A 20,180-nucleotide genomic window follows, 5' to 3' on the forward strand; every position below is an offset into this window, starting at 1 on the left:
ATACCGGTTTAAGCTATCAAAAATTCAACTAATTGATAATTATTATCAACCATTGCTATAAATCACTTCATTTATTTGTCTATTTTTTAACTATTCTTGATTTTCCATTAGCTATTTTGTACAATTAAATTATCGCGATTAATATATGTATTTGTGAAGTTTTTGAAGTATTAATCTGTATTTTTTGCACATTTTTACAAAGTACGATTATCAGCCCCAAAAATATGATGGTAAAACCAGGAGGTAGGTAAAATGAGCCGTTTGGAAATCTTTACACCGGACAGAGCGACACTTGTAATCGAAGACCTGTACAGAACTTTAGACAAGAGAATAGAGGCAAGCCCTCCGGGACTCTGCCCTGTAGACATCACCAGGGCTTTTATTGAAATGTGCCATGCACAGACTTGTGGCAAATGTGTTCCCTGTCGTGTGGGACTGCTTCATTTGAAGCACCTTATGACTACTGTGTTGAACGGAAATGCAACTATGGACATCATCCCTCTCATAGAGGAGACTGCAAAATCCATATCTGAAACAGCTGACTGTGCAATAGGCTATGAAGCCGCAAATATGGTATATAAGGCTGTAACCACCTGTCGTGATGATTTTGAGGAACATATCAGAAACGGCCGCTGTAACTGCCAGACAAAGCAGCCTGTTCCTTGTGTTGCCCTCTGCCCTGCCCATGTTGATGTGCCGGGATATCTCGCCCTTGTAAAGGAAGAACGTTATGCAGATGCCATAAGGCTTATAAGAAAGGACAATCCTTTCCCTACTACCTGCGGCTTCATCTGCGAACATCCCTGTGAGGAAAAATGTAGAAGAAATATGGTTGATGATGCCATCAATATCAGAGGAATTAAGCGTGTAGCTGCCGATATGGCAGGGAAGGTACCACCTCCTCCCTGCGCACCTTCAACTGGTAAAAAAATTGCCGTTATAGGCGGAGGCCCTTCAGGTCTTTCTGCTGCCTACTATTTACAGCTTATGGGACATCAGACTACTGTCTTTGAAATGCTCCCTAAACTTGGCGGAATGTTAAGATACGGTATACCTAATTACCGCCTTCCAAAAGACAGACTGGAAGAAGATACAGATGCTATTCTTGCTACAGGCGTAGAAGTAAAATACGGGCTTAAACTCGGTGTTGACCTCCTTCTCCCTGACTTAAAGAAAGAGTATGATGCCGTACTTATAACCATAGGTGCATCTACAGATAAGAAGCTTGGTCTTGAAGGTGAAGATGCCGGTGGTGTTATGTCTGCCGTTAAATTCCTCAGAAATGTTGGAATAGGACAGTATGATGATTTAACCGGTCAGAATGTAGCTATTATCGGCGGTGGAAACGTGGCTATGGATGCAGTCAGAACCGCTGTAAGACTCGGAGCTAAGAAAGTAAGCTGTGTCTACAGACGTAGAATAGCTGATATGACTGCCCTTCCTGCCGAAATAGAGGGAGCTTTGGCGGAAGGTGTTGAAATGGTTACACTGAAAGCTCCTTCAAGACTTGAGATAGAAAACGGTCATGTAAAGGGTGTTTGGGTAACTCCTCAAATGATATCCAAAATTAAAGATGGCAGAGCCAGTGTAATACCAACGGGTGAGCCTGATGAATTTATCCCTTGTGAAACTCTTATTGTAGCTATAGGACAGAATATTGAAACCAAGTATTATGAAGATGAAGGAATTCCTGTTCAAAAAGGTAAGATGTTTACCATGCCAAACGGCGGATTTACCGGACTTCCGGGAATATTTGCAGGCGGTGACTGCGCTTCCGGTCCTGCCACAGTTATAAAAGCCATTGCCGCAGCCAAGGTTATGGCTGCTAACATAGACGAATTCTTGGGTTACAGGCATGAGATAACCTGTGATGTAAGTATCCCTATCCCCAGCAAGGAAGATCATCCTGCCTGCGGAAGAGTTGAACTTACAGAAAGAGAAGCTTCAGAGAGAGTTAAGGATTTTGACGGAGTTGAAAATTGCATGAATAAAAAAGAAGCTTGTCAGGAATCCGGTCGCTGTCTCAGATGTGATCACTATGGCTTTGGAATATTCAAGGGAGGTCGTGAGAAGATATGGTAAATTTAATTATAGACGGAAAAAATGTAACTGTACCTGAAGGCACTTCCATAATGGATGCGGCTTTCAGTATAGGAGTACCTGTTCCACACCTTTGCTTCCTAAAGGAAATCAATGAAATAGCAGCCTGTCGTGTCTGTATCGTGGAAGTAGAGGGTAATGACAAGTTTGTAACAGCCTGCAACAATGAGGTTGAAGAAGGTATGGTAGTCTATACCAACAGTCCAAGAGTCAGACTTGCAAGGCGCAGAACCGTGCAGATGATACTTTCACAGCATGACTGTAAATGTGCTACCTGTGTAAGAAGCAGAAACTGCTCGCTCCAGACTCTTGCAAATGATTTAAATATTACAGATACCCTTTATGAGGAACGCCTTGAGATTCAGGAATGGGACAAAACCTTCCCGCTTATAAGGGATTCTAAAAAATGTATAAAATGTATGCGTTGTGTACAGGTATGTGACAAGATTGCAGGGCTTGGAATCTGGACTCTTGAAGGTACAGGTGCAAGATCAACCATCAATGTATCCGGTGCCAGAACAATAGCTGAAGCTGACTGTTCTCTCTGCGGCCAGTGTATAACCCACTGTCCTGTAGGTGCTCTCAAAGAAAGAGATGACACAGAGGAATTCTTAAGAGCTATAGCCGATCCGAAGAAGGTTGTTGTGGTTCAGGTGGCTCCTGCTGTCAGAACGGCTTGGGGAGAAGGTCTCGGCCTTGACTTAAGCGAAGCTACTGTTGGTAAGATTTTTGATTCCCTGAAGAAAATCGGCGTAGATTATGTATTTGATACCGCGTTCTCAGCCGACCTTACCATAATGGAGGAAGCAAGCGAATTCATAGCAAGATTTTCAAACGGAGAGCTTGCGGAAAAACCTATGTTTACCTCCTGTTGTCCGGGTTGGGTACGCTTCCTTAAGAGCAATTATCCACATCTGACAGGCCAGCTCTCATCTGCGAAATCACCTATGCAGATGTTTGGAGCAGTTATGAAAACCCATTTTGCAAAGGAAATCGGAGTTGCTCCCGAGGATATATATTCTGTTGCCATTATGCCTTGTGTAGCTAAAAAAGGCGAGCGAAACATGGAATTCTTCCACGAAGAATACGCAGGATATGACACAGACTGCGTACTTACTTCAAGAGAACTTATAAGAATGATTAAAGCCTTCCACATCCTTCCTGAAACTCTTGAAGATGCCGAGCCTGACCATCTTTTCCATGATGTTACAGGTGCAGGTATAATCTTCGGTGCTACCGGCGGTGTTATGGAGGCTGCTCTCAGAACTGCTTATCACTCTCTTATGGGCGAAAATTGTCCTCCTGATGCCTTCAAGGTGGTAAGAGCTGAATCTCAGAAGACAGGACTTACAGAGGCTACATTCAGCCTTAAGGATACAAATCTCCGTATAGCTGTTGTAAACGGACTTGCTAATACAAGAAAGCTCATGGAGGAAATCGACCGCGGGGAAAAGAAATATGACTTTGTAGAAGTTATGGCTTGTCCGGGCGGCTGTGTAGGCGGAGGCGGACAGCCTATCCATGACGGTGAGGAACTGGCTTTTGCCCGTGGCAAGAACCTTTATTTCCTTGATGCAAATGCCAAGGTACGCCATTCACACGAGAATCCGGATATCAAGACACTTTATGAGAATTATTTTGGAACTCCTAATTCACATAAAGCTCATAATGTACTTCACACAGACCATTTTGCCTGGGAAATGCCTAAGAGTCCAAGAAGGGACAGAAACGGGTATATAGTGAGAGAAAGATGTGTATAACTCGATTTATTAGCCATAAACATATAGTTTAATCCTTAAAAAATAACCCTTATGTAAGATATAAACTCTATAAGAGTGAATAGCCTTACATAAGGGTTATAAAATTTTAATTTAGTTTTATTCTACACAAAGCTGTAACTGAACATCCTTTGTAAGAATATCTGTATAAGTGTAAGATACGGTTTTAGCTGTATCATCTTCACTGTCATTTAATTGAATCATAAACAAGTGAGGGTAAACCTCCTTAATCACTCCCTCATTCACATCAAATCTATGCCTTCCTCTGTTGGCTTTAACTACAACCCTACTTCCGATGGCGCGGTATACTGCATTACGGACTGCCTTTACATCAACTTTTCCCATGACTAAGCCTCCAAACTATTAAGCTATCAACCTAACCCCGATAACATCGGGATATGCAACATACATTTTGTATACAAGTGTGCCTGTATACTCACTTTGTTATCATACCATGTTTATAGGTAAAAGTCAAATTAGACGAAACTCACATGTTCACAATCTATAATATTTATTCTCTCGCTTTAACCATCTCCGGAAAACTAAACACAACATCCTCTCCGTCATCTTCGATATTCACGGTAAAGGTCTGAGTCTCGTATCCGTCTTTTTTCAATGTTATCTCATGCTCACCCGTTACCTTGGTTATTTCACAAGGAGCATCACCTATTACCCTGCCATCAAAGGATATGGTTGCACCCTCAGGTTTTCTAAAGGAAATAGTCTTGGTACTGTCTGTACGCACCTTTATTTCCTCATCTTCCTTATTCTCTGACGGAGTATTATTGCTCTCATCTTCTTCAGAGTCATCTGTGTTGTCCACGTTTATTCCTTCCAAATCAGTATCAGGCTCTGCCATACCGTCATCATCCTTATCTTCTTCCTCAGGCTTCTCCTTTTTAAGAGCCAGGGCAATGCTCATAACAGTTTTAGGTTTTGATATGTTTACTACCCTTTCCCAGCCTACGTAGCCTTCAGCTTTTACCCTGACCATGTACTCGCCGTAATCAAGTTCAAGCTTTTTATAAGCGTCCACTTCCCTGCCATCTATGTAAATAGAAGAACTGCTTGGAGAAAGATTGAAAGTAACCTCTGAGCTTTTGCTCATTTCCTTGGTAAAATCTGAAATCTTCAGGACTTCCGTTCTGTCTCTTTTTATATCAATAATTTTATTTACGGAAAGCTTCCCGTTTTTCATTATTACCTTATACTTGCCTTCACGAAGTACGTACTTCATATTATCCGATATGTCATCAAACACATCATAACCTATTTCAACAGTTCCGCCTAAGAAATCATCATAATCAGTGAAATCCAGCACTCCGTGACCTGTTGTAATATTTATAGAAAGTATCTTTTCACCTATCCCGCGAACTTCAAGTATGTCCTTTGAAGTATCAATATTCCTAAGACTCACATTGTCCTTACCGCTTATTACAGTAAGACCGGCATCATACATAAAGTTGCTTTCTCCGATTTGCATTTTGGAGAGCACCTCATCTATCTGTAAGTTCCTTACACCCTTATAATCCCAGGCCTCTTTACTTACAGCTACCTTGGATAAAATCCCTGTCTCATCATTTACTTCCAGATCCAGAATGCTTCCAAACGGCAACTCCGCCATCACCAGTTCCTGATCATTTACACTCTTTACGGAAGTAGCCAGGTCATAAGGAAAGCTGGTCTCTTTCATTGTATCTGTGAGATAAACGCCTATTCTGCCACCTTCCTTATCTATTCCCCTAAGCACCGCTGTTATCTTCTTTTTATTTCCGGTTTCAATAGCAGGCTGTGAGGAAACTGCAACTACCTCAGGATGGGAGGTGACAAGAGGAGCACTTTGATTTGTGGTTAAAATAGTCTTGATTCCTATGAATACGCCCAGACCGGTTAATAACAATATAACCAGTATAGGCAGTATGCGGTTATTCTTCATTATTTTTTACCTCCGAGAGCAAGCCCTCCCTGGTGTTTAATTCAGGGTTCTCTATAACCAGTTCCAACAATCTCTCAAGTGTCTGTCCAATCATAATACCCTTAGGAATACCGGCTTCCATAAGGTCTTTTCCGTTTACTTTAAGTCCTGCAATATCGGTACATTCTCCTCTTACAAGGAGGTTTTCATAAAGCTTGGAACTGTCAGTGAGGGCTTTTGCCCGCCTTGCTTCAAAAAGCAGCGGCATTATCTTATGCCCTGCTTCTTTAACAGTCCTTCTCATTTCAAGAGCTGAAGCTTCTACCTCTCTTTGCAGTAATCCAATAAGTTTTTTCACTGTATTTATAGTATCGTTATCCAGCTTAAATCTTTTAAGCAGCTTAGCCGCACTATCTGCTCCGAGCCTTTCAAGAAAAAGAGCTGTTCTTATCTGATATAGTTCCTTTTTTTCGGGATATGAAGTACAACTGACTGCCTTTATCGAATTATAAATCTCTCCTTTATCAAAAAGCGCAGCTATTTCAGGGGCAATAACCTCAAAAATACCGGCTTCATATACAAGACCTATATATTCAGGATTTCCCGACAAAAGAAGTTTTTCAAGCTCTTTAGCAATTCTTTCAACGCTGACTTTTGAAATATTAGGTGACAGCTTTTTTATGGCATCAAAAGTCTTTTCTGCTATATCAAAGTTTAACTGTCCCGCAAAACGTATAGCGCGAAGCATTCTGAGCGCATCTTCCGAAAATCTTTCTTCGGCATCACCTACAGCCCTGATTATACCGTCTTCAAGATCTTTCTCACCGTCAAATCTGTCTATTAGCCCTGTGATTTCACTATATGCCATAGCATTGATGGTGAAATCACGTCTTTTTAAGTCTTCTGTCAAAGACGATGTAAAGGCAACCCTGTCGGGATGCCTTCCATCTGAATAATCTCCGTCAAGCCTGAAAGTAGTGACCTCGTAGCCTTCTTTTTCTATGACTACGGTTACTGTCCCATGCTGTAAGCCTGTATCTATGGTAGCCGGGAAAAGTTTCTTTACTTCCTCAGGCTTTGCAGAAGTGGTTATATCCCAGTCCTCAGGGATTCTGTCCAAGATGGAATCCCTAACACAGCCACCGACTGCGTAGGCTTCATAGCCGTTTTTTTCAAGTCTTGATATTATATATTTTACCTTTGCAGGCAATTTAATATGCATTAATATGCCTTTCCCCAATAAACCAGCTTCTTGGCAGGCTTACCACAGCATACGCAGACTCCTTCGGAATTACCATCTTCAAAAGGAATACATCTTGCTGAAGCAGAAGTATCTTCTTTAATCTTATCTTCACATTCTCTGCTTTCACACCAGTGTGCCTTTATAAAGCCCGGTTTATTAGCAATAGTTTCTTTAAACTCATCATAGGTTGTAACGCTGTAAGTATGGCTGTCTCTGTGTGCTCTTGCTCTCTCAAGCATGTCTTTTTGTATACTCTCAAGTATTTCAGCAAGTTTCGTCTCAAGTTCATCCAGGGAAACTTCTGTCTTCTCTCTGTTGTCTCTTCTTACAACTATACATTTATTTGCTTCTATATCCTTAGGACCAATCTCTACTCTTACAGGAATACCGCGCATTTCCTGGTCCGCAAACTTAAAGCCCGGTGTCTTGTCACTGTCATCAAGTTTAACTCTGAAGTCTGCACTGAGTCTGTTTTTAAGCTCATTAGCCTTCTCAAGCACGCCTTCCTTATTCTGCATAATAGGAATTATCATAACCTGTGTAGGAGCAATTCTAGGCGGAAGCACAAGTCCGTTGTCATCTCCGTGCACCATAATAATTGCACCTATCATTCTGGTACTTACTCCCCAGGAAGTCTGGTGTGCATACTGAATACTGTTATCCTTATCAGTAAATGTTACGTCATAGGCTCTTGCAAATCCGTCTCCGAAGTTGTGGCTGGTACCTGACTGTAAAGCCTTACCGTCATGCATCATCGCCTCTATGGTATAGGTAGAAACAGCACCCGCAAATTTCTCCTTTTCGGTTTTCTGTCCCTTTATAACAGGAATTGCAAGTTCATTTTCAAAGAAATCCACATAAACATTGAGCATCTGAATAGTTCTTGCCTGCGCCTCTTCCTCTGTTGCATGTGCAGTATGTCCTTCCTGCCACAAAAACTCCCTTGTACGAAGGAAAGGTCTGGTCTCCTTCTCCCATCTGACTACCGAGCACCACTGATTATAAACCTTAGGTAAATCTCTGTAGGAGCGGATATCCTTTGAATAGAAATCGCAGAAAAGTGTTTCTGAGGTAGGACGCACACAAAGACGTTCCTGAAGCTCTTCGGAGCCTCCATGAGTTACCCAGGCTGCTTCAGGCGCAAAGCCCTCAACATGGTCTTTTTCTTTATTTATAAGACTCTCGGGAATCAAAAGCGGCATGCATACATTTTCTACTCCTGTAGACTTAAATGCACTGTCAAGAGTCTTCTGGATATTTTCCCAAATACCGAAGCCATAAGGCTTAAGCACTACAAAGCCCTTAACACTGGAATAATCCGCAAGCTCTGCCTTCTTAACCACATCAGTATACCACTGTGCGAAATCCTCATCCATCGAAGTAATTGCCTCTACCATTTTCTTATCTTTTGCCATTTTGTTCCCTCTTTCTGTATGTTTTATTAATAATTTCCAAATTTTTACAAACTCAAATTCCCTCAAATCCTGTGGTCTGCTTACCAAAATCCTGTGAAAAAGGCATTTCTGTTAAAATATACTACTTTGTCATATTTCTGTAAATATTATCACAGTTCACAGGTAAATATAAGTTTAATATATTTAAATGCATGAAGTTACTGAGATATGACCTGAAAAATACTGTAATTTTGGTTAATCTTTAACTTTTTAATTTTAATACAGAGCCCCTATTTTGTCAAACTATCCCTAAAATATTGACACTTATCGGCTAACTCGCTATAATTAAAAGATATACAAGCATCAGATAAGGCTTGTATCATTACCTTAAAGGACTTAGTAAAGGGGCTAAGATGAATGAATTTGTAATTAAGGGCGGTAAGCCGCTCGTTGGTGAAGTTTCCATAAGCGGAGCTAAAAATGCTGCTCTTGGCATACTGGCCGCCGCTGTTATGTGCAATGAACCTGTTAAAATTGAAAATCTTCCTTATGTTAGTGATATACAGGTACTTTTAAGTGCTATTGAAGAAATAGGTGCCATAGTTGAAAGAATAGATAATCATACCGTCCGCATAAATGGCGGTACTATAACTAATTTCTGTGTAGACAATGAATTTATCAGGAAAATAAGGGCTTCTTACTATCTTTTGGGAGCACTTTTAGGAAAAAATAAAGATGCAAAGGTTGCCTTTCCCGGCGGCTGTAATATAGGAAGCCGTCCTATAGACCAGCATATCAAGGGATTTGAGGCACTCGGTGCGGAAATCGATATCAGACACAGCCTTATTGCGGTAAAAGCAGATGAACTGGTTGGAAGTCATATTTATTTTGATGTATCCAGCGTAGGGGCTACAATAAACACCATGCTTGCAGCTACTCTTGCAAAGGGAAAGACTATAATGGAAAATGTGGCAAAAGAGCCTCATGTGGTAGACGTAGCTAACTTCCTTAACAGCATGGGAGCCGATATCAAGGGTGCAGGTACTGACGTAATCAGAATAGTAGGAGTAGAAAGACTTCATGGAAGCGAGTATTCCATTATACCTGATATGATAGAGGCGGGAACTTATATGGTAGCCGCTGCTGCCACTAAGGGAGATGTACTTGTTAAAAACCTTATACCTAAGCACATGGAAGCAATAAGTGCAAAACTTATAGAAACAGGTGCGGAGGTTTATGAATTTGACGATGCAATCAGAGTCTGTGCTAAGAACAGGCTTAATCATACTCATGTTAAGACCTTACCTTATCCGGGTTTCCCTACAGATATGCAGCCTCAGATAACCACTCTTTTAGCTATGTCAAACGGTACAAGTGTAGTTACCGAAAGTATATTTGAAAACCGCTTTAAGTTCACTGATGAACTTGCCAAAATGGGAGCAAATATCAAAGTTGAAGGCAATAGCGCCATTATAGACGGAGTAGAAAAGCTTTCAGGCGCAAAGCTCAGTTCTCCAGACCTTAGAGCAGGAGCTGCCCTTGTAATAGCAGGTCTTTGTTCTGAGGAAGTAAGTGAGGTAGACCAGATAGAGTTTATCGAAAGAGGCTATGAGCATTTTGAAGAAAAGCTGAAGGAACTTGGTGCTGATATTGCAAAGATTCCTGTAGATGATGAGAAAGAGCTTATGAAGTTTAAGTTAAGGGTTGGATGAATATTAAAAGTGATGGAAATTGATTTTGAAGTTTCCATCACTTTTTTGACTTATTTAATATCTCTAAAAATTCATTAGCTGTGACTATCATTAATCTCATCTATACTTAAATCCTGTACACCATTTTCTTTAGCCTGTTCTCTAAGAGCAAGAAAAGTCTGCATCCCCAGTGCTTTTAATGTATCAGTACTTGTGGCTTGAATTTCAAATGGTATTTTTCTTTCACGAACAACTGCCCTTGCAAATACATTAATCGCTGTGGTTGCATTCATTCCAAATTCTGAACAAATTATATCAAACTGTTTTTTTAAATTCTCATCCATTCTTACACTAAAAGTTGCTAAAGCCATAGATAACCCCTTTATACTTACTCTCTATATATATTCACTATACCTCATTTTTTTATAAAAAATCAACATTTTGAACCTATTAGAACCATTTAGGTTCAATTTTTATAATTTGCTGTTTCCTTATGGAAAATGTACATCTCCTCAGTAGTCTCAACAGTTTGGATTAATACTTTTCATAACAGCCTCCTTCCCAAAAGTTACCTTATAAAAAGTATAATTGCAAGTATGAAAATGCTTTTTATACTCCTGGTTAAGGCTGTAGGTATAATCAAATTAACCATATCATTCCTCTTCATCAAAACTATCGATTAATTTTCTCATTTCTTCCAGCTCTTTTTTACTTACTTTTTTCTCACTGAAAAATGCCTGACAGACATTTATAATCGAGCCTTTAAATAATCTCTCTATCGCTTCCTGCTTCTGCTTTCTAAGTGCCTCCTCTCTTGAAATAAGCGGCTTTATGGTATACTTTGGATACCTCCTTGTTATTGCCCCCTTTTCAAGCAGTCTTCCAAAAAATGTGTAGCTGGAAGTCTTACCGAAGCCATATTTTTCATCTAATAACTTAGATAATTCCAATGCCTGAATCTCTCCGTTTTCATCCAAACATTCTCCCTCCCACAACATTTCCATTACTGTAAGTTCTCCGTTTGAAAAATTCATTTTATTACCTCACTGTTTTCTTATTTTTATAAAAGAATATTATTATGCCACAAACAAATATAACTCCAATAAATAAAACTAATATCACTGAATTATTATTTTTAGATAAATTAGGTTTCGCAATATCTAAAAAACCATATGGTCCCGCCTCATCACCCGATATCTTAGGTAATTCATTAATATATTCTTTTATGTTTTGATAATCATACATATCATTAGTTTCCATTTTATTTGTCTTTACACGCAAGTTTTTAATCTTTTCTACACCCGGAACATCACTAAGTGGTACTATTCCCTCAATTCTTCCATCTGTATTTGGAATCAATGCAACAGCATATCTAAAATAAGGTAATCCACCTATTAAGACCGTATCTTCAGGTACTGTGCCTACCCTCTTCTTCAACTCTGTTCGATAATCTACTGTTTCATTTTCATAATATTTAATTGCTGTTACTTGCCACTTACCTTCGCCCTTTAAAATATTAGAACGCTCCTCATTGGTAAATTCAACATTCTCATTTAGTAGCTGTCCTTTTGATATATTAACAATTACAGTATTATTGTCCAAATATATTGGCAATTCATATATATACCCATCAGCGCCAAAAATTTTCGGAATATCTTTAATCAAATCTATATCTTTAGAAAAAATATTCACACCAACATAAATTTTAAACACATTGTCAAAATCTAAATCATTCTCAGTAATCTCTCTTGGTAACTTATCTTTATACAATTCATTTGTTGTCCGAATAATCTCATCCGCTAATACTGTTAAGTCATCTTCTTTTTCATTTGCAGCAAAAACTATTATAGGTGTAATTAATAATAAACAAATTGAAAATAAAAAAATTATTATTTTTTTCATAGTTTACCACCTCTTTTTAAGTTTTAGTAAGATGTAAATCATTATTGCAATTAACAATACCAAAATTACTACATAAGTCATATTATTATTTTTTGACACTCCATATGAAGATCCACCGCTAAATAATTCTCTACTTGGAGATAAAGTAATATACTTATTTATTACTTCTAACATCTCATTCGATTTATATGTTTTACCATTATCAATTTCCAATAAATCATCTCTCGAGGCAAACGGGATAAAACTAATAGTATTTGTATCATCAATAACAATTAAATCCATATTCATATTAGAAATTGACAATGCATATATATTATTAAATTCATTATTCTGTACACTGATTAAATCAAAATTTTGCTTTTGGTTAAATATATAATCAACCTGTTTTATTCCGGTCTTTGTCGTACTCGCAGTATAATATGAAAATTTGTCATTAGGAAGTTTATATACAACAGCATAATCGCATCCGTCTTTTCTCAATCTTATTGGTACTTTCCAACTATAATCATTATTATTTCTGATATTTTGCAACAATGTTCCATTTGAAATATTATTAATCAAATCTTCCGGTGTATAATTATAAGTCTTAACAGCTTTTGTAAAATCTATTTCAGACACCGGATATTCATTGTAACGTAAATCAGTCCCATAAATATCCGATAACATATCATCTTGGAATTCTATTATTTTATTATATTCTTTTGAATTTTCTATGTTATCAAGGCGAAAATCATAATTTGATTGCGCTAATATTAAGTCAACAAATGTCAAATAGAATAGACAACCAATTAATATACCGAATATTTTTTTCATAATTAATTACCCCTTTCCCTAATTTTTATAATCATCAAAATATACAGTAAACTTACGAGTCCGACTATCATGACTCCAATTTCCAGAATCAAAGTCACTCCATGTACAAGTATATCTAGTACCATCCCAAGGATCATTTAAAGCAATTTTTTTATTTTTTTCATCATATCCTCTTATAACATAATAATGCCCTGTTGATAAATTTCTTACAAGTGGAATTACCGGATAACCATTGTCTATAGATGTTTTAATTTTATCCCAATTCCATCTTATAAAAAAAGTTGCAGATAATTCACAGGTATTATTTGTTACATATTCTGTCGCATTCTCGGTTTCCCAAATAGTACCTGTCTCATTTGCATCACTACCTTTAACGTGTTTAACTATATCCGTTTGAGACAGACTTGAAACCGAGTATTTATATCTACATTTCATGGTAACTTTTGCTGAGATTTGTCCAACAGGTTTCAACCTCTATGTCTGCCAGAAGAAGAAATTGTCCTTTTTTGTCAATTCATCATCCATTTAATGTGCTGCCTCATAACGGCTATCATCATTTACTTGGATTTTTAATGTGCCCTCAGGTATCTCCAACTTTTTTATAAACAACTTATTACCATTCGTTTTTCTTTAACATAATATTCTCTTTTTATTTATTATTCTCAATTTGAGAATAAAATTTCTAAACAATTTTGTCAAGCATTTTTATATTTTTTTGTAATATAAATACAAGTGTCAAAAGTATAAAAAGTTATTGAAATCTTTGTTTGAAAATTTCAATAACTTTTCTGGTTTATTTAAAATCATAAATCCCTGCTTATTTATCTTTGGGATGATTTTTATTCTGATTGCTCCTTATTTACCACTAAGCTTTTTAATATATCCATTATTTCTTTCTCGTGTTTACTTATTAGGGATTTGTCCTCAAAATAGACATTTGCACCATAATATCCACCGGCGTCATCCTCATCATATAATACTCCCCACGAAAAAATATCATTTCTTTTATATACTTTTCCCTTTATGCCGCCTTTAGTAATAAATGTTTCTTTACTATCGCTATCCTCTTCTAAGTCATCCGCAGATATTGAGCTTACCATTCTAAATATATATATTCTTTGATCCTTATCAGTACATTCTTTAGGATAAATATAAAAGCCTTCACCCGGCCAACATTCTCCACTTGGGGCACATTCCTCCCTATCTTCTCCATCTGCTTTCCATCCAGCCGGAATGGTAACTCTAAAATAAGCATTACCGACTTCAAAGTCATGTTCAGAATTTTTAGTTTTAACTATATAAATACCCGCCAGCACTCCTATTATAATAAAAACTATAATTATTATTGAAATATTTTTCTTTTTCATAATACTTTACCTCTTTCAATCAGAGATAGTGGCAAAACTACCTGTTTTTTATGTTAATATACCTGCTACCAATTAAATTTTGCAATATATTCTAAAGTCTCCATTCTTGCACCTTTGCGGATTTATTTTTCTCATAAACCCCTCTCTTTCTAACTTGTGTTATATATCTCTTAAAATATGATTTATCTCTATAATTCTTTTGGGATATATTTAATCACTATCCTCTGATTTTTTAACTCAAATGATATTACTTGGAATAAAGCAGTTATCCTCATCAATAGGTATTACTTCCTCACACATACATACTATGCCGCCTTCTCCCCTTTTTAATGAAGTCTTATCAATAACCGAGTACTTCTTTACCTCTCTTCTGTCAGGATTAGCTGATTTTTTTATTTCAATAGGATGTATCATGTCATTTTCTTCAATAAATATATCAATTTCCTTTGCATTTGAATCCCTATAATACGAAAGGTTTGCTTTTGCTTTTGAATAAGCATAAGTTTTTACAAATTCCATTACAACATAATTCTCATAATAGTGTCCGCTTGCAGCACCATTCATTAAAGTTTCAACTGACAACCATTTTGAAAGATAGGCACAAAGTGCAGTATCACAAAAGTACAGCTTTGGCATTTTTACCAATCTTTTCAGTTCATTATTTTCAAATGGAGGAAGCAGATATATGATTCCAAGCCCCTGTACTACATTCAGCCAATTTTTAGCTGTCGTCTGAGATATATCAGCAGCTTCAGCCAAGGTTGAATAATTTATTTGGCTAGATATAAGTGCTGCGCAGGCTGTCAAAAATTTATTAAACTTCACTGTATCGCTTATTCCACCGACTTCTGTTGCATCACGCATAAGATAGGTTTCAATATATGAGTTAAAATATTCCTCCCTTATTTCACTGTCAGCCTCCTGTATTTCAGGCATTCCACCAGTCCATATATGTTTATATACATCAATTATGTTATTTCTTTTGAATAATTTTTGACGTTCTAATAATGCCTGTAAAGAAAAATCAGGCTCATCCTCAAGTAATATCCCTGCTTTTTCTCTTTGTGAAAGGCTATAAAGGCTTAATATACCTATTCTACCCACCATAGTCTCTCTTACCTTACTCATCATTTTATACTGCTGTGAGCCGGTAATCCAAAATCTGCCCTTTTCTTCACTTTCATCACACATAATTTTAATCTGTTCAAACAGCTCCGGTGCTTTTTGGATTTCATCTATTAAAATTGGTGGCTTATATGTCTGAAAAAATAATACGGGATCACTTTTAGCAAGCTCCCTTGCCATCCTATTATCCATGGTCACATAAGTTCTATCCGTCCCCTCCGCAAGATGTTTAAGCATTGTAGTCTTGCCCACCTGCCTTGCCCCTGTTACCAGTATAGCCTTAAAGTTTCTATTCATCTTTAGAAACTTTCTTTCTAGTTCTCTACTTTTATACTCCATGGTATCACCTCGTTTTTAGGAAAATTCTAAAGTCAACTTTATATTATCCTAAAATTAGAAAGGTGTCAACCTATGACTATATGGCTGTCATATTCTATTTTATCTCTCTTCTGCTTATCAATTATTTCTTCTATAATATTAACAATATTCCCATCCGCTTAATAGTAGTAAATCCCATGAGCTTCAACTTTAACTCCTAAATCTCAATTTTACTATAACATCTTCTCACACCTACATAGTGGATAGTTTATAAAAAGGATGGAAAGCCTACATTTGCTTCCATCCTTTTTATCTATTTTTTCAATCTAGGCAATTAAATTATCAAATTACTTTGCCAGAATACATTTACCTCAATATCATAGTTTACAAAGCATTTGAGTCAATCCAATAAAACACCTGTAGTAATTCTCCAAATAATTTTGACCATATTCTAGATGCTATCGCCAAGAGCATATTGCCTCTCCAACCCCATTCTTTGGTACCGTAAATATATTATTATCTCCGCTTTGCCATACCACAGAAGAATTTGAACCTTTTTTCACTGCTTTCCATTCAATATTTTTTCCAACCGGAACATCAATATGTGCTTCCCAAGTCGGGTAGTTAGGGCATAATGCCGGACCTGCTGCCATATTTACATTCCAATAACCTAGTTCATCAACATTACCTACAATATATATACTTTCTCCTAATTTTGTATTCGCATTTGTAATAATAAACTTAATAGGTACTAATTCAGTTACACCTTTCGAGTTCCAAGAAAATGATAATGCACCACCACTGTCTGGAACAATATAATTACGGTTATCGCCATTTTCCCATTCCATAGATATCCCATTATACTTTACAGCTTTAAATTCTATCTTTTTACCAACTGGTAAATTCAGTGAAATACTCCAGTTCGGATATGTAGGGCAAGAAGCCGGGGCTATTTTGTCACTTATACTCCAATTCCCTAATTCCGCTATATTCCCTAGAATATAAATATTTTCTCCAAAGTTTGTTGTTGCACCATGAACATAGAATGTAACAGGTACAGTAGTTTTTTTCTGATTACTGCTTACTTTATATATTTTATTTGAATTTCCCTCAATATTCAATGCAATTTTATTACTCTGCGATACAGTTATTCTATCATTTGGATCCATAACATTTTCTAAAACAGTACCTGGCTTGATAGAACTTTCAGCACGTAAAGAAACATATACACTCTTTGAAGAATTAGAATTGTTAAATGCACAAATCACTTCATCTTTCTTGGAATCAACTCTACGTGAAAATACATATATATTCTCTGATGACCACATTTCCCTCTGAGTTCCATAACTAAGTGCAGGATATGTATCTTTTAATTTATTAAGTTTTGCAATCAATTTATATGTATCTGTATTTGTGTTGAAATAATCCTCAATCACATTTCCATTTTCATCTTTTTTAACCATTGACCAACGATTCCATGTATCAGCCAAACCAATCATTAAATCATCATACATGTTACCTTTATTTTGCTCTGTGCCTTGGAATACTATCGGATTCCCTCTTACTGTAAATAAAAATGTTAATGCATTTTGTAATCTTTTAACATTTTTGCCAGCTTCAGTAAGAAATCTATTTCGATCGTGATTATCTAAAAATACCATCATTTCATTTGCATTATTACCATATAAATAATCCTTATCTAACACCGCTTTGATATTAGAATTAAAGCTGTCCCCATGTGCAAACGAATTAACCATAGCCTGAAACAATGGAAAGTCAAGCATTCCAACTTCTCCATTCTCACCTACCCACTGCGACACAAAACCTACATCCATATCAAAATTTTCACCAAAGGTAGGAACATCCAGATATTTTTGTAAGTCATGAATGTCATAAGGATGCATACATTTCGCCGCATCAATTCTTGCACCATCAGCACCAGTATAATTGTACCAGTTTTTCATTGCTTCAAGCATTGCTTGCTTTGCCTCTGGCACATCATAATCAATGTCATCCAACATACTTAAATCATGATCTTCCATCATTTGTATGCTCTCTGCTGTTCTGGGAAATTCTTTATTCCAATCAATATCACCCAAATTATGATACCATTTAGGTTTATTAAAAGGTGCTGCCGGCTGAAGTTGTGTTCCTTTCTTGTATACTGTTGCAGATGAATAGTGTGCATTATCTCCTATTCCCTTTAAAAAATCTCCCATATGATTTGGAACAATGTCAAAAAAAACTTTTATATTAGCTTCATGGCATTTATCTACTAACTTTTTTAATATTTTTTTACTCTCTTGTGGATTCTCTGTACCAAAATATCTGTTTGCACGATTTACATCATATGCATGATAACCATGGTAAGCTGTAGGTCCCTGAACTCCATTTTCATCAGGAATACTCCATAATTGCGGATCTGTTATAGGAGAAATCCAAATAGCTGTATACCCCATTCCTTTAATATACGATATCTTTTCTATAATACCCTGCCAATCACCGCCTTTCATATATGCCATATCATCAGCTGTGGCTTCCTGATATCTCAAGGCCTCACCTTTTGCGTTATTAGTTATGTCTCCATCATAAAAACGATCAGTCATAATCTGATAAACACGCTCACCCTGTAATGTCAAATTACTTCAAGTCACATTTTGTTGTGTACTGACAGTTTCTGAAGCCGATACAGGTAAGGGCAAAGCCGATACCATAATCGATAGAAAGGCTGTTGTCAGCATAATTTTTCTTTTGATACTTTCAAATAAATATTATTTTTCAATTACATCCAAATTACATACCCAAACGGTCCTAAAATTTTGTCTGAATATTCTGCAGATATCAACACATTGTCAACAGATACCATATTCAATGCAACCTTCAAATTACGGGCATTTATCGCCACTGTTATTGTTTTTCCTTTCAAACTTCTTTCATATATATATAGTCCGTTTTCATCCGAAAAAACTTCCTTAAAAGAACCTGTCACAAAAGTTTCATTTTCTTTCCTTAGATCTATAAGTTTTTGCAAAAATTCACGCTCATCAGATATTGGATTGTTCCAAGGCATAGGTCCGCGTAGTGTAAATTCACTGTTTCCATCCATTCCTAACTCATCACCATAGAATACACTCGGTACTCCCGGTGATGTAAAAAGAAACACTTCCGCAAGCCTGAACCTTCTTATATCTCCCTTGCAGTATGACATAAATCTGCTTACATCATGGCTGTCTAATAAATTCAACTGTCCGTGCAGGATTCCTGTTGGATAACGATACATCATATCTGTAATTCTACCGGCAAATTCCTTTGCATTAATTTTTTCTGTCCCAAAAAAATCTCTGCAATTTTTTCTGAAATCATAATTCATTGTGGAATCGAACATATCACCACGAAGCCAACTCTCCGCACTTTCCCAAATTTCACCTATCATTACACTTTCAGGATTTGCTTCTCTGGTTGCCCTTTTATATGCTCTCCAAAAATCTCGATCTACTTCATTAGCCACATCAAGACGCCATCCATCCACATGAAATTTTTCTATCCAATACCGACCAACCTCTACAAAATACTCTCTGACTTCAGCATTTGAACTGTTCAACTTCGGCATCTTCCTTTCATAGGCAAAACAACTGTAATTAGGTTTTTCATTCGGATTTTCAGGTCTTATAACCGGAAATTCTAAATCATAAAACCAATCTTTATATCTTGAACGTACTCCGTTTTTTACCACGTCATCAAAAGCAAAGAAATACCAGCTACAATGATTAAATACTCCGTCTATAATAATGTGCATTCCCTTATTATGAATTGCCTCTACAAGCTCTTCAAAATCCTTATCTGTTCCCAGATTCGGACTTATATGATAATAATCAAGCAGGTCATATTTATGGTATTCTGCAGCAACAAAAACAGGGTTTAAATAAAGACAATTAAATCCCAATTCTGCTATATAATCAAGATTCTCTATTATTCCTCTTATATTGCCGCCAAGTCTTGAGTGAAGCAAAATTTTACTTTCCCAGGGTATTTCATCCGGATTTCCTTCAATGTTTCTTTTTCCGGAAGCAAAGCTATCCGGAAAAATATTATACACAACTGCATGTTTTAACCACTCCGGCACAGTATTTATCTCTTCTCTCCGCATAAACGGATATTGATAAAATTCACTCCGTTCTTCAGGCAGTTCCTTAGAGAATATATTTGAATATAAATAAATTTGTTCTTCGTCATCCTCAATATCAAAGTAATAACACACCCTGGTATACGGACTTTCAAATGTTACTTCATAAAAATCAAAATATAAATCCGAAGCTACCTTATACATCTCAACCGGTGTAAAAATAATCGGATCTGTGGGATATACACGATCTCCGTAATACAGTGTACATCGTTTTAAATTATCCTTACCTGTGCGTATACGAATTGTTATACTGGTTTCACTGTTTATAAAAGCATACTCCGATAACGGAATATGAACTATTGTTTCTCTGCAAATCATTTTTCCTCCAAACGTAGCTGACAGCTTTATCTT

At 36.8% G+C, this 20,180-nt stretch carries 16 protein-coding genes; 3 read left to right on the forward strand and 13 right to left on the reverse strand.

Going from position 1 to position 20,180, the window contains the following annotated elements:
* The first annotated feature begins 252 nt into the window (after window positions 1-252).
* Together GCWU000282_RS09240 and GCWU000282_RS09245 are read left to right on the forward strand one after the other, a co-directional pair.
* On the forward strand, window positions 253-2,082 hold the full coding sequence (locus GCWU000282_RS09240) for an NAD(P)-binding protein (protein ID WP_023354832.1): 1,830 nt from the start codon (window positions 253-255) through the stop codon (window positions 2,080-2,082).
* Window positions 2,076-3,860, forward strand: coding sequence for a [FeFe] hydrogenase, group A (locus tag GCWU000282_RS09245; RefSeq protein ID WP_023354833.1), 1,785 nt, complete (start codon window positions 2,076-2,078; stop codon window positions 3,858-3,860). Before GCWU000282_RS09240 ends, GCWU000282_RS09245 begins: the two co-directional genes overlap by 7 nt.
* Before the next feature lie 117 nt (window positions 3,861-3,977).
* Here the strand turns inward: GCWU000282_RS09245 and GCWU000282_RS09250 are convergent, their stop codons facing one another.
* From GCWU000282_RS09250 to proS, 4 genes are all read right to left on the reverse strand, one after another.
* The gene (locus tag GCWU000282_RS09250) at window positions 3,978-4,223 is read right to left on the reverse strand and encodes a Veg family protein (protein ID WP_023354834.1); all 246 of its coding nucleotides are present in this window, start codon (window positions 4,221-4,223) and stop codon (window positions 3,978-3,980) included.
* Window positions 4,224-4,389: 166 nt separating this feature from the next.
* Window positions 4,390-5,814: a PEGA domain-containing protein gene (locus GCWU000282_RS09255; protein WP_023354835.1), complete on the reverse strand. Its 1,425-nt coding sequence runs from the start codon at window positions 5,812-5,814 to the stop codon at window positions 4,390-4,392.
* On the reverse strand, window positions 5,804-7,015 hold the full coding sequence (locus tag GCWU000282_RS09260) for a CCA tRNA nucleotidyltransferase (protein WP_023354836.1): 1,212 nt from the start codon (window positions 7,013-7,015) through the stop codon (window positions 5,804-5,806). Before GCWU000282_RS09260 ends, GCWU000282_RS09255 begins: the two co-directional genes overlap by 11 nt.
* Entirely contained in the window at window positions 7,015-8,451 is a 1,437-nt protein-coding gene (proS, locus tag GCWU000282_RS09265; RefSeq protein WP_035040157.1) for a proline--tRNA ligase, read from the reverse strand. Before proS ends, GCWU000282_RS09260 begins: the two co-directional genes overlap by 1 nt.
* Window positions 8,452-8,843: 392 nt before the next feature.
* On the opposite strand from proS, the gene GCWU000282_RS09270 reads away from it, so the two are divergent.
* Window positions 8,844-10,142 (forward strand): UDP-N-acetylglucosamine 1-carboxyvinyltransferase, encoded by a 1,299-nt coding sequence (locus GCWU000282_RS09270; RefSeq protein WP_023354838.1) that lies wholly within the window; start codon window positions 8,844-8,846, stop codon window positions 10,140-10,142.
* A gap of 74 nt (window positions 10,143-10,216) precedes the next feature.
* Here the strand turns inward: GCWU000282_RS09270 and GCWU000282_RS09275 are convergent, their stop codons facing one another.
* The 9 genes from GCWU000282_RS09275 to GCWU000282_RS09315 all read right to left on the reverse strand — a co-directional run bounded on the left by GCWU000282_RS09275 (window position 10,217) and on the right by GCWU000282_RS09315 (window position 20,147).
* The gene (locus GCWU000282_RS09275) at window positions 10,217-10,492 is read right to left on the reverse strand and encodes a type II toxin-antitoxin system RelB/DinJ family antitoxin (protein WP_023354839.1); all 276 of its coding nucleotides are present in this window, start codon (window positions 10,490-10,492) and stop codon (window positions 10,217-10,219) included.
* Between the two features lie 282 nt (window positions 10,493-10,774).
* Window positions 10,775-11,155 carry a BlaI/MecI/CopY family transcriptional regulator gene (locus GCWU000282_RS09280; RefSeq protein ID WP_023354840.1) on the reverse strand — a complete coding sequence of 127 codons (381 nt, stop codon included), beginning with the start codon at window positions 11,153-11,155 and terminating at the stop codon, window positions 10,775-10,777.
* A gap of 4 nt (window positions 11,156-11,159) precedes the next feature.
* Window positions 11,160-12,023, reverse strand: coding sequence for a hypothetical protein (locus tag GCWU000282_RS09285; protein ID WP_023354841.1), 864 nt, complete (start codon window positions 12,021-12,023; stop codon window positions 11,160-11,162).
* 3 nt (window positions 12,024-12,026) lie between these two features.
* Window positions 12,027-12,836, reverse strand: a complete 810-nt coding sequence (locus GCWU000282_RS09290) for a hypothetical protein (protein ID WP_023354842.1) — start codon at window positions 12,834-12,836, stop codon at window positions 12,027-12,029.
* Window positions 12,837-12,854: 18 nt separating this feature from the next.
* Window positions 12,855-13,307, reverse strand: coding sequence for a C39 family peptidase (locus tag GCWU000282_RS09295; protein WP_023354843.1), 453 nt, complete (start codon window positions 13,305-13,307; stop codon window positions 12,855-12,857).
* A gap of 368 nt (window positions 13,308-13,675) precedes the next feature.
* Window positions 13,676-14,203, reverse strand: a complete 528-nt coding sequence (locus GCWU000282_RS09300; RefSeq protein ID WP_023354845.1) for a hypothetical protein — start codon at window positions 14,201-14,203, stop codon at window positions 13,676-13,678.
* A 237-nt stretch (window positions 14,204-14,440) separates the two neighbouring features.
* Window positions 14,441-15,667: an ATP-binding protein gene (locus tag GCWU000282_RS09305; protein ID WP_023354846.1), complete on the reverse strand. Its 1,227-nt coding sequence runs from the start codon at window positions 15,665-15,667 to the stop codon at window positions 14,441-14,443.
* A gap of 437 nt (window positions 15,668-16,104) precedes the next feature.
* Window positions 16,105-18,285: an alpha-amylase family glycosyl hydrolase gene (locus GCWU000282_RS09310; RefSeq protein ID WP_051384166.1), complete on the reverse strand. Its 2,181-nt coding sequence runs from the start codon at window positions 18,283-18,285 to the stop codon at window positions 16,105-16,107.
* Window positions 18,286-18,428: 143 nt separating this feature from the next.
* A complete protein-coding gene (locus GCWU000282_RS09315) occupies window positions 18,429-20,147 on the reverse strand; it encodes a glycoside hydrolase family 13 protein (RefSeq protein ID WP_023354848.1) in 1,719 nt (572 codons plus the stop codon).
* Window positions 20,148-20,180: the final 33 nt, after the last annotated feature.

This window comes from Catonella morbi ATCC 51271, assembly GCF_000160035.2.
Lineage (GTDB): Bacteria > Bacillota > Clostridia > Lachnospirales > Lachnospiraceae > Catonella > Catonella morbi.